General features: G+C 40.4%; 10 protein-coding genes. 2 read left to right on the top strand and 8 right to left on the bottom strand.

Annotated elements, in window-relative coordinates:
- Window positions 1–2 precede the first annotated feature (2 nt).
- The 4 genes from urtB to ASC84_RS17660 all read right to left on the bottom strand — a co-directional run bounded on the left by urtB (window position 3) and on the right by ASC84_RS17660 (window position 6,092).
- Window positions 3–1,643 carry an urea ABC transporter permease subunit UrtB gene (gene urtB, locus ASC84_RS17675; RefSeq protein WP_056517135.1) on the bottom strand — a complete coding sequence of 547 codons (1,641 nt, stop codon included), beginning with the start codon at window positions 1,641–1,643 and terminating at the stop codon, window positions 3–5.
- 101 nt (window positions 1,644–1,744) lie between these two features.
- Complete coding sequence (gene urtA / locus ASC84_RS17670; RefSeq protein ID WP_034611328.1) at window positions 1,745–3,034, bottom strand: urea ABC transporter substrate-binding protein; 1,290 nt, start codon at window positions 3,032–3,034, stop codon at window positions 1,745–1,747.
- A gap of 576 nt (window positions 3,035–3,610) precedes the next feature.
- The gene (parE, locus tag ASC84_RS17665; RefSeq protein WP_004718669.1) at window positions 3,611–5,491 is read right to left on the bottom strand and encodes a DNA topoisomerase IV subunit B; all 1,881 of its coding nucleotides are present in this window, start codon (window positions 5,489–5,491) and stop codon (window positions 3,611–3,613) included.
- 16 nt (window positions 5,492–5,507) lie between these two features.
- Window positions 5,508–6,092, bottom strand: a complete 585-nt coding sequence (locus tag ASC84_RS17660; protein ID WP_004718672.1) for a YqiA/YcfP family alpha/beta fold hydrolase — start codon at window positions 6,090–6,092, stop codon at window positions 5,508–5,510.
- A gap of 243 nt (window positions 6,093–6,335) precedes the next feature.
- On the opposite strand from ASC84_RS17660, the gene ASC84_RS17655 reads away from it, so the two are divergent.
- Window positions 6,336–7,667 (top strand): alpha/beta hydrolase, encoded by a 1,332-nt coding sequence (locus ASC84_RS17655; RefSeq protein ID WP_004818342.1) that lies wholly within the window; start codon window positions 6,336–6,338, stop codon window positions 7,665–7,667.
- Between the two features lie 35 nt (window positions 7,668–7,702).
- Here the strand turns inward: ASC84_RS17655 and ASC84_RS17650 are convergent, their stop codons facing one another.
- The 3 genes from ASC84_RS17650 to gshA all read right to left on the bottom strand — a co-directional run bounded on the left by ASC84_RS17650 (window position 7,703) and on the right by gshA (window position 10,396).
- Complete coding sequence (locus ASC84_RS17650; protein WP_056517131.1) at window positions 7,703–8,218, bottom strand: hypothetical protein; 516 nt, start codon at window positions 8,216–8,218, stop codon at window positions 7,703–7,705.
- A 77-nt stretch (window positions 8,219–8,295) separates the two neighbouring features.
- Window positions 8,296–8,790: a disulfide bond formation protein B gene (locus tag ASC84_RS17645; RefSeq protein WP_004818338.1), complete on the bottom strand. Its 495-nt coding sequence runs from the start codon at window positions 8,788–8,790 to the stop codon at window positions 8,296–8,298.
- A gap of 28 nt (window positions 8,791–8,818) precedes the next feature.
- Entirely contained in the window at window positions 8,819–10,396 is a 1,578-nt protein-coding gene (gene gshA, locus ASC84_RS17640) for a glutamate--cysteine ligase (RefSeq protein WP_056517128.1), read from the bottom strand.
- A 210-nt stretch (window positions 10,397–10,606) separates the two neighbouring features.
- Between gshA and ASC84_RS17635 the strand changes: the two genes are divergently transcribed.
- Window positions 10,607–11,146 (top strand): DUF924 family protein, encoded by a 540-nt coding sequence (locus ASC84_RS17635; protein ID WP_004718682.1) that lies wholly within the window; start codon window positions 10,607–10,609, stop codon window positions 11,144–11,146.
- Between the two features lie 99 nt (window positions 11,147–11,245).
- Here ASC84_RS17635 and ASC84_RS17630 read toward each other — a convergent pair whose 3' ends face one another.
- A complete protein-coding gene (locus tag ASC84_RS17630; protein WP_056517124.1) occupies window positions 11,246–11,773 on the bottom strand; it encodes a dihydrofolate reductase family protein in 528 nt (175 codons plus the stop codon).
- Window positions 11,774–11,878: the final 105 nt, after the last annotated feature.

The following is an 11,878-nucleotide window of genomic DNA, read 5'->3' as shown; positions in this document are numbered from 1 at the left end:
GCTTACTCCACAAAACGACCTTTGATAGCGAATAAACCTTGTGGGCGTTTTTGAATAAACAGAATCACAAGAACCAAGAGAATAATTTTGGCGAGCACTGCGCCCATACCAATTTCGAGAATTGTTCCACTCACACCTAAACCTAATGCGGCAAGCACAGCACCCCAAACCTGACCAACGCCACCCACAACAACCACAAGGAAAGCATCAATAATATAGTTTTGCCCTAGGTCAGGTCCGACATTGCCGACTTGTGCCAAGGCACAGCCTGCTAAGCCTGCAAGTCCTGAACCCAGTCCAAAGGCCATCATATCGATCCGTGCAGAGCGAATACCGACAGCACGTGCCATCTGACGGTTTTGCGTGACTGCACGGACGAATAGACCAAATCGGGTTTTATTGAGCAGGTAAACCAGTAAAAGTAATACAGCGATGGTGAAGACGATGATCGCGATACGGTTATACGGCAGCATCAAACTAGGTGTAAGCGAAATCCCGCCTGACAGCCATGAAATATTTGATACTTCCACATTCTGCGCACCAAAAATCATCCGGACCAATTGCATCAAAATAAGGCTGACACCAAAGGTCGCCAACAAGGTTTCTAACTGACGGCCATACAACGGGCGAATCACGGTTCGTTCTATCAACATGCCAATCAAAGCACTGACTAAAAACGCTGCTGGAATTGCTGCAATCAGGTACCAATCGACATAAGTACCCAAATGGGTTTTAAAGAAACTTTGCACCACATAAGTGGTATAAGCACCGATCATGATCAACTCGCCATGTGCCATATTGATCACACCGAGTAAGCCATAAGTAATCGCCAGTCCTAATGCTGCGAGCAATAAAATACTTGCGGTACTGAGGCCTGAAAAAACATGTCCTGTCCATTCACTGGCTTGAATGCGGGTTTTAATACTACTTTGCGCACTAACCAATGCAGCCTTTAATTCTGGATTTAAGTTTGGCTGTGTTAGCGCTTGTTCGATGATCGCCAGAACATCAGGACGACTAGAATCTTTTAAGGTTTTAACCGCTTGAATTTTGGTGAGCGTATCTGGACTATTAAAATCAATTCGTGCTTTTAACTGGGCTAAACGTGCCTTCACTTTATTATTTTTTTCATTGAGATAAAGTTGGTTGATGACCTTAATATCCAGTTCATCTAAATTATTTTCCAAAATATCAATCGCAGCCAAACGCTGTGATGCATCTGGGGACTGTAACTTGATCTTCGCCTGACCAAAGCTCAAGGCTTTATGTAAAGTGTTGACCAGCGTCACTTGATTTAAATCACCTGGCCAATCAGTAATTGCCTTTTCATCTGGATAACTGAACAGTTTATCGCCAGCTTTCATGATGTAGGTATTTCCCGAACTGTCGGTATAAAGCTCGTCGTTTTCGACATAGGCCACCAGCTTATCAAGCTCGTCTATACTTGCTGGCCATTGATTCAGCATCGCTCGACGCTTTGCAAAATCTGCACGTACAAATTTTTGAATGGCGTCATCATGACTTGCCGCTGGCTGAGCGGATGACGATTGCGCACTATGCACAGATTCAGCAAAAATCTGTTGAATAAGAAATAATTGAGAGATCGTAAAAAAAAGTGCTGCGAGTTTCAGTCTAAGTGACATGTGCAACTCCCCCTATTTTTGTTTAAATACAATGACCTTTAAAGTTGAGTCATCAGTTAAGCCCACTATGCATATAGCGGGCTTTTGGGGTCGTAAAGTCTTTATTTAGGAATGTACGGGCTCCATGGTTCCGCTTTGATCGGTTGAGGGCTCTTGTAAACCACATCAAATTGCCCATCACCACGAATTTGTCCAATCATCACAGGCTTATGCAAGTGATGATTAGTAGCATCCATACTTAAGGTATAGCCAGACGGTGCTTTAAAGCTTTGACCTGCCATCGCTTCACGGACTTTATCTACATCCGTTGTTCCCGCTTTTTCAACGGCTTGTTTCCACATATTGATGCCAACGTAAGTGGCTTCCATTGGGTCATTGGTCACCAATTTACTGGCATTGGGTAGCTTATATTCGACTGCGTATTGCTTCATCTTATTGACGAATTCGGTATTCACTGGATTCTTCACAGACATGAAGTAGTTCCAAGATGCCAAATGCCCGACCAGTGGTTTGGTGTCGATCCCGCGTAATTCTTCTTCACCGACTGAAAAGGCCATCACAGGAATATCGGAAGCTTTTATGCCTTGGTTACCCAATTCACGATAGAACGGTACGTTAGAATCGCCATTGATGGTGGAAATAACCGCGGTCTTTTTACCCGCAGCGAATTTCTTAATATTGCCGACGATGGTTTGATAATTACTGTGTCCAAATGGTGTGTATTCTTCCATGATGTCTGCATCGGCAACACCTTTAGACTTTAAGAATGCACGTAAAATTTTGTTGGTGGTTCGCGGGTAAACATAGTCGGTACCTAATAGGACAAAACGTTGCGCCTTACCTCCCTCTTCACCCATTAAATATTCAACAGCAGGAATCGCTTGTTGGTTAGGTGCTGCACCTGTATAGAAAATATTTTTAGACTGTTCTTGGCCTTCGTATTGCACTGGATAGAACAACAGACCATTGAGCTCCTCTACAACTGGTAACACTGATTTACGAGAAACTGAAGTCCAGCAGCCAAAAATGACAGCGACTTTATCCTGAGTTATTAACTGGCGGGCTTTTTCAGCAAATAATGGCCAGTCTGATGCAGGATCGACGACAACAGGCTCAAGCTTTTTCCCCATCACCCCACCTTTGGCATTAATTTCATTGATTGCCATCAGTGCCGTATCTTTAAGCGATGTTTCAGAGATTGCCATGGTTCCAGACAATGAATGCAAGATGCCCACTTTAATTGTGTCACCGCCTGTAGCAGTTGCCGATTTATTTTCTGCTGCGGGTTTCGCTTCCGTTTTATCTGCGGGTTTTGAGCAAGCCGTCAGCGCAATGCTCCCCATCATTGCCACAGCGAGAAGTGTTTTTGAAAACATTTTTTGTTGGAACATCATCTTTTTCTCTCCAAACCTTTTGGTGCATTTTTGAATGCGCGATTTTGCTTTTACCTGACAGGCTTAATTCAATTTTTATGCCAAGTGGAGAATTTGTAGTTTTATCGTTAAGTAGTTTTCCTGATAAAAAATAATAAAATCAAAATATTAGACACTGTTATTTTTATATAAGGTTAAGACACATTGATAGGCATCAAATGCCTTTCAATCACTGGATATAGCCAGCACTTAGCAAGTAAAAATGCGAGATTAAAAGCCACACTGGTCAAATTAAGTGCGATTTTTTTTGTTTAAAATGAGCGATGAGAGTGCAAAAAATTTACCCAAAATTAAATTTTAGGGCTTTCGGGATAAATTTTGCGTTACAGCGCCAAACGATTTTTGACGGGATAATCCAATCCCTGAGATGGATGGCGTAGAGGCAAAAGAATAGGAGAAAAAATAGAAAGATAATGCAGAAATTATTTGTACGACGAAGAATGTAATTCTGTTTGCATCAATGCGATGTTTCAGAGGTATCAAAAAAAATGATGCTCTCAGGCATCATTTTTTAAATATGAATGAGTTCAGCAATCAAACACTCAAATCAGCTAAATTACCTTTCTGCTCTAACCAGTCTTTACGATCACCTGACCTTTTTTTGGCAAGTAATTTGTCCAGTAAGCCTGTTGTGTGATGCGTATCGTCCAAATCCAATTGCACCAAACGGCGTGTATTTGGATCTAAGGTGGTTTCACGCAATTGACTGGCGTTCATTTCACCCAAACCTTTAAATCGAGTAATTTGTGGGTTTTTAGATTTAACTCTCTTTAAGATAGCTTCTAACTCTTCGTTATCAAGCGCGTAATAAACATCTTTGGCATCATCGATACGGAACAATGGAGGCATTGCAACATATAGGTGCCCAGCATCGACCATTGCAGGGAAATGCTTGACGAAGAGTGCACAAAGCAAGGTCGCGATATGTAAACCATCTGAATCGGCATCGGCAAGGATACAAATTTTGCCATAACGTAATTCGGAAAGATCATCACTGCCCGGATCTACGCCAATCGCAATCGCAATATTATGCACTTCTTGAGAAGCCAACACCTCGTCAGAAGACACTTCCCAAGTATTTAAAATTTTCCCGCGAATCGGCATGATCGCTTGGAAGTTTTTATCGCGTGCTTGTTTTGCAGAACCACCGGCAGAGTCACCTTCGACAATAAACAGTTCTGATTCTTCAAGGGTATGACCCACGCAATCTGATAGTTTTCCGGGCAAGGTAGGGCCGGCAACAATCTTTTTACGTTCAACTTTTTTCGCTGCTTTTAAACGGCGACCCGCTTTCGCAATCACAATCTCAGCCAATTGCATGGCCACTTCAGAGTTTTGATTTAGCCAGAGTGCAAAAGCATCTTTGGCAATATTTAAAACAATGTTAGACGCTTCTCGGCTTGAAAGACGTTCTTTGGTTTGTCCTGAGAATTGTGGTTCTTGGAATTTAAGCGACAGGATATAATTGACCCCGTCCCAAACATCTTCAGCAGACAATTTGAGATTACGTGGCAACAAGTTACGTAACTCACAAAACTCACGCATCGCATCGGTAACACCTGAGCGTAACCCGTTTACATGGGTTCCCCCTTGTGCTGTCGGGATCAAATTCACATAACTTTCCTGAATTTGTTCGCCACCCTCAGCATTCCAGCAAATTGCAAACTCAGCGCTGGCGCGTTCAGCTTCACCCGTTGCGACAAAGGCAGGATCTGGAATGATTTCACGATCTTGTAATTCATCCATCAAATAGTCGACGAGACCATTTTCAAACTGCCATTCAATTTTTTCGTCATTAATCTGATCAATATAATTAATTTGTAGACCAGCAGCCAATACAGCTTTGGCTTTGAGATTATGTTTTAACGCTTTTAAAGCAAATTTAGGTGAATCAAAATATTTCGCTTCTGGCCAAAAATGTACTGTTGTCCCCGTAGCACGTTTTGGCGCTTTGCCTTCCAAAACCTCTAAAGGCGCAACAGGTTCACCATGTTCAAACGCCATTTTATAAAGATTGCCGTGGCGTTGAACTTCAACTTCAACACGATCGGACAAGGCATTGACCACGGAAATTCCAACACCATGCAAACCGCCCGAAAACTGATAGTTATCGGTGCTAAATTTACCGCCTGCATGCAGTTTCGTTAGGATAATTTCAATCCCGCTTTGTCCGTATTCAGGATGAATATCGACTGGCATACCACGTCCATTGTCTTCGACCGACAACGAACCATCTTTATATACCGTGACAGTAATTTTATTGGCATGTCCTGCAAGTGCCTCATCGACAGCATTATCAATTACTTCTTGCGCCAAATGGTTTGGACGAGTGGTATCGGTATACATACCTGGACGGCGACGTACAGGATCTAGACCAGATAATACTTCAAGTGATTGGGCCGTATATTGAGACACGTTGAGTTTTTTCCTTTTATTTTACGGAGTATGATAAAAATTCCAGAATCATGGGTATTTTATCTGCAAAATCTTCCATCGCATGATTACCATGCATTTCTGTCATGATCAATGATGTGTGTGGAGCTGCACTATAATACCGTTCAGCGTCACGATAATCTAAAACTTCATCACCTTGTTGCAATAAGACCAGTATTTTGTCTGCATCTTGTACAAACGGCACGGCAATCGCTTCCAAGTAGTTAAGTTGTAAACGATCTAAAGTCCATTGTTCATTGATCTTATAGGGAATTTGTTCAATCCCAAATAAGTTACTGAACAATTGCCATGGTCGCATAGCTGGATTAATTAAAACAGCAGGCACACCATATTTTGCGACCAATTGTGTCGCATAAAAGCCACCAAAGCTACTCCCCACCAGTGCAACATCAGGCAATTTTTCAATGAGCGCTGAAATTTGATCTAAAACCAGTTGCGGATGCTGGTTTAAATCAGGCAAATGCACACTATGCGATGAATAGCATCGACAATAATCATCTAGTTGTTGCCCTTTTATTGATAAAGGACTACTTTTAAAACCATGTAAATAAATAATATTCATTGAAAATAGTTTGCTTTTTTACCACCAATGTTTTAATTTTTAATGTGATTCAAATCACATTATTGTTTTAATTTGTATATGTTGGGATATTGTCCGACAAAAAACTAAAACTTAATCGCAATTATCGGTATTTTAAATAGCGTTCAGGATGAACAAGATAAGATGATTGCCTAGGGATTTATACATTGATCTACAGCAAAAATAAAGTCTTTGTTCAAGATCAATATGGATGAGGAAATAACAATGCCAAGCTTAACCCCTTTACACGAAACCTATTGTAAGTGGGATCGTTCGCCTCCAAGTCAGGCCGATGTATTAGAAGGTTTAGCGCAGTTAGTGAGTACACCACTCAGTGGCATGGTTCAAGACTTTATCCAGTCGATTCAACGTGAAATGTTGCTGAGTATTTTTGGCTTAAGTAAACAAAAAGCCAAACGATTCCAATCCCGTCCAATTGTCGATAAATTCTATCAATTTGGTTATCACGCATTGCAAAATTATGGTAGCCACCTGATTGCCCCAATTTTACGTAAAACCATTGAACGTTTCCCAAATTTACATGATAAGCCATTGACCTCTCATATGACTTTTTTGGTCAGTGTTTTAAATGGGGTGTTGGGTGATTATTTGTTGGCAACTCATAATCCGCTCGCACTGTCACCTGTGCTCTATGATCATTATGGTTCATTACAGCAAGGTGATTTGGCTGGCCGTGTGGTGATTTTCTCTCACGGTTTATGTATGAATTATCAAGACTGGACCAATCGTAACAATGGCGGTATTGGTGAGAAACTCTTGGCGCAACGTGACCACAACACCATGTTGTATTTTCACTACAATACTGGACGCAGAATTTCAGCCAATGGACGTTCATTGGCAAATCTTTTAGAAGATTTAATCAAACGTAACCCTCGCATTACCAGCATTGATTTAATTGGACACAGTATGGGTGGCTTGGTTTCTCGCAGTGCGCTGTTCTATGGTAAACAAAACATGCATCAGTGGTTCCACATGGTTGAGAATCTGGTTTGTATTGGTTCTCCGCATCATGGTGCGCTATTAGAACGTTTCGGATTTGCCATGCAAGAGAAAGTGGGTAATTTCCCGATTGTTAAAATGATCAGCCATATCGTCAATATCCGCAGTAATGGCATCTTAGACTTGCGTTATGGAAGTGTTCGAGATGATGACTGGGAGCATAACAATGCCCGTATTGGTTTGATGGATGACAACCGTAAACCAGCTCCGCTACCGTCGCATATCAATACCTTTTTAATTGCAGGTACCTTGGAGTTTGAAAACCGCAAAAACCGCACCTTAAAAGTGATTGGCGACTATCTGGTCAGTGTTAAAAGTGCCTTGGGTGAACACCCGAACCCACGTTTCCAGTTGAAATTACCTGAATCGCATAAAGCTGTGTTTTATGGCTTAAACCATCTTGAGATTCAATATCATCCTTTGGTTTCGGAACAAATTGCCAAATGGTTTTATCCGCACCATGATGAATTGGCAGAAGAACAAATTCGCAAATACTTGATTAAATTAGAAAGTATGCAAGGGATTGTTGAAACTTAATTGCAAAAAAGCTGATCTTCAATCAGCCTTTTTTGCTATTTCACTTCAATTTGATAAGACTTGTTCTGCTGAGGATCAATCATGTCACCATATTCATCAAAGTTTGATTTTTCTGCACATTGGGTATCGATCAATAAGCGTTGATTTTTTGCAATAAAGCCTTGTTTTAATTCACAAGTCCAAGCTTTATTATAAAATTTTTGGCTGAGCTTTTTGCCTGTTAAATCAAATTGCGTCACCTCAATCAGCGACTGGGCAAGCGTTCTAGCAGGATGGCTCTGCGACACAGACAATACGTAGTATCTGCCGCCATGTAACTGACAGTCTTCAATTCGACTTGAAAAATAATCTGGATCGACAATAAATTTTTTAAATGGCTGAGCGCCCAATTTGATATAGGAAACATCGGCTGGAATAGTGTCATCAAACTTAGATTTAAACTGACAAGACACATCTTTACTGACCACATTGTTGGCTGGTTTTGCAGAGACTTGTGTTGTAGCCAAGCAGACCAGTATGCCGATCCCGGCTAAATTTATTTTATGATTCATGATTTTGCTTGATTTATAAATAATTGAAGTTTATATGAAAAAAGAGCCAGTTTAGACTGGCTCTTAATGTTTTTAAATTAGTACTTTCTAAACAACTGCCACAGGCTGATCAATGCCAATACACTGAAAAACAGTAATGACCAAACAGGTAAAGACTGTCCTAAGAAAGTCCAATCAACCATGGCACATTCGCCAGAACCCTTAAGCACATTTTCAAACACAGCCTTTAAAGGCAAAGTGTTGACCCAATAGTCCAGACCGGGACCACAACTTGGGACCTGATCTTTGGGTAGATTCTGTAGCCACACATGACGAGCGGCAACACCAACTGACCAAGAAATCGCAGCTAAACCCAAAACGCTATAAATGCGTTTAAATACATTTGTTTTTGGGTTATGCAAAAAGGCAATCAGTGAAATTAGCCCTAGACCAATCAATCCAATACGTTGAAATACACATAGTGGACATGGCTCAAGGCCTTGTACATGCTCTAAATAGAGCGCAAATGACATACCAATCACACTCGCCAAAAATAAAAGACCACTTACGAAGCGATAACTACGCCATTGCATGGAACTTCCTCATTATCTAATTAATGCTTTATCTAAATTTACTCAGATAATCCTCGAAACTTATACTTGTATTTTGTTCAAGTTGCTGTTGTTCTGCGAGAGATGTTCGAGTAAGCCCCTCAAAATACGCTAAAGTTTCCGGACTTAATACATGTTGTTCGTAACTTTGGATATGTTGATTGGCCATATAGCCACCAAAATTCCATGTACCACCTTGCTCTACAGTATCGGCAATCACATGCGCTGATAGTGTTTCATCCACATCATCAATACGTGTTTGCATCACCATCAACGCTTGGCGATATAAATCTGTTGCATAGGATTGGTTGAGTAGATCTGCAAGTGGTTGCATGGCGGTGACATGTTGTTGAATCCACTCAAGTAATGGATATTCAACACCCGCTTCAATGATTTTCGCATTTGGCGCACGACCACGATTGACCACTTCAGCCTGATTTTGCTCAATAATATCTTGTTCTTCATCCCATAAATCTGGGCTTTCTTTAAGCAAGCAATACAACGCAACCACTTCCAAGAAGCCAGCTGTATCCTCATCGATACCAATAGCGCTGTATGGATTTACATCTACCGCGCGTAACTCAACATAGCCAATCCCACGATTTGACAAGGCCTGAGATGGCGTTTCCCCTGCTTGTGGCACTTGTTTTGGACGGACTAAGCTGTAGTATTCATTTTCAATTTGTAAGACGTGATCATTAATTTGAATCGGCTGACCATTGGCATCGTTTAAACCTAAATGACTAAACTGTGCATAAGGTGAATTGACTGCTTTTTGTAATTCAGCCACATAACTTTCTAAATTATTGTAATGAATACCCAATTGTTTTTGTGCAGAATTTTGATAACCAAAACGCCCCATACGCAATGCTGTGGCATAAGGTAGAAATAATGTGCCTTTGATTAAAGGCAACAATTGATGCTCACGCCCTGTCATAAAGCATTTACAGACTGAAGGGCTGGCACCTACCAAATACATCACGAGAGGAGTTAAACGAATAAAGTTACGGATTAATCCGAGATAACGATGACTGCGATAATCTTGCAGGCTTAATGCTTTAAGCGCTTCATTGCTTTCATGCTGTTGTAATTGTTCAAATAACGCATCTGGGAAAGACACATTATAGTGCACACCCGAAATCGTCTGCATACGGCGCCCATAACGAATGCCGAGACCATGACGATATAAGGTTTTGAATTGACCAATATTGGATGTGCCATATTGCGCCAAACGGATATTTTCTTCTTTGTCATCCAGCATACATGGCATGGACAAAGTCCATAGCTTTTCATCATTTTCTAAATGACGATGCACAACAGCATGTACATCGGTTAAAAAGCTTAACGCTTCAGGAATGCTTTCTTTGGGAGGTGTAATAAACTCCATCAAAGCTTCTGAATAATCTGTGGTGATATGCGGATGTGTTAGGGCTGAGCCTAAAGACTGAGGATGATCAGCCTGTGATAAAAAGCCATTACTTTGCATACGCAGGCTTTCACGTTCGATGCCACGTAACATGCCTCTGAATAAGGTAGAATCCACCCAATTTGGTACTAAAGATTGGGAAATCGTTTCGGGTTGACTCATACTTACTCGCTTATCTTAAAGAATTTTTTAAAATAAAATGTTTTGATGCGCGCAGTATAACGTTATTTATCGATATACACGTATAAGCATCGTTGTTTTAAATGAATTATTCACTTTATTTCGGAAAAGTTTTTAACACAAACTACCTCTACAAGACATCTAAAATTTGTGATTTTATAGAAAAATTACCACTAAAGAATTGTAACTACTATGAATTATCAAGAAATTATCGATTTTTGGTTTAGTGAAGAAACTCAACCATTTTGGTTCGCAAAAAGTGACGCATTCGATCAAACTTTGCACCAACGATTTGCACATACCTTGGATCAAGCCAAACATTGTGAGCTATGGACTTGGCGTGCCACAGCAGAAGGTCGCTTGGCTGAAATTATTGTTTTAGATCAATTCTCGCGTAATTTGTATCGAGATCATGCTGAATCTTTTGCACAAGATGCCTTAGCACTTGCGCTAGCACAAGAAGCAATTCAGCTGAATTTAGATCAACAATTAAGCCCCGAACAGCGTTCATTCCTGTATATGCCATTTATGCATAGTGAATCAAAAATTATCCATATCCAAGCTTTACAACTTTTTGAAGAGCTGGGCAATCCACTCAATTTAGATTTTGAGAAAAAGCATAAAGTGATTATTGATCGTTTTGGACGTTATCCTCACCGTAATCAAATTTTAGGGCGAAGCTCGACGGCAGAAGAAATTGAATTTTTAAAACAGCCGAATAGTCATTTTTAATCCTATTTATTTTTATCTAAACAGCTTATGCAGAAATATTTTGCATAAGCTGTTTGACCAGCGCATCAAAGCATACTGATCCATCAGAAACAACAAGCGTTAGAAAACATAGCTGTGTTTAATAATGGTATTTTCAATCATTTCTGCATGTATGGACTTTAACTGCTGTTCATGCGAGTCAAAACTTGGAAATAGCGGTATGCCCTTTCCAAGAAGAACAGGCATGATAAAAACCTCTAAGGTATTGAGCAGCTTCTGTTCAATAAAAGTATTCTGCAATTGTGTTCCACCGACAATCCAGACATTGCCGTTATAATTCTGTTTAAGGTGCTCAACAAGTTCATCCACAGCTAAGTTCCACCGCGAAAGCGAGGCATGAGTTAAAGCTAAATCAGGATTAGAAGTGACGATAAATCCTTTCTGGTTTGGATAGGGCCACGCCTCAGCAAAAGAACAAATCACTTCATAGGTTTTACGCCCCATAATCACGATATCGATATCTTGGATAAAACCATCATATCCACAGTCAATACTTTGAAATGGCGCTAAAAAGGCTACAGAACCATCCAGTGTTGCAATATAGCCATCTGCACTTGTTGCAATATAACCTTTAATTTGAATACTCATTTAACCCTCTCTCAACAGCCTTCACTCTTAACAGTCTTCATTTTTTATCATAGATCAAATACGCATAATACCGTACTTATTGTTTAAATTTTACGTGAACAGTCA

This window comes from Acinetobacter sp. Root1280 (assembly GCF_001425285.1).
In the GTDB taxonomy this organism is placed as follows: domain Bacteria; phylum Pseudomonadota; class Gammaproteobacteria; order Pseudomonadales; family Moraxellaceae; genus Acinetobacter; species Acinetobacter guillouiae.
The sequence above is the reverse complement of the archived record's forward strand: the minus strand, read 5'-3'. Positions and strand labels throughout refer to the sequence as shown.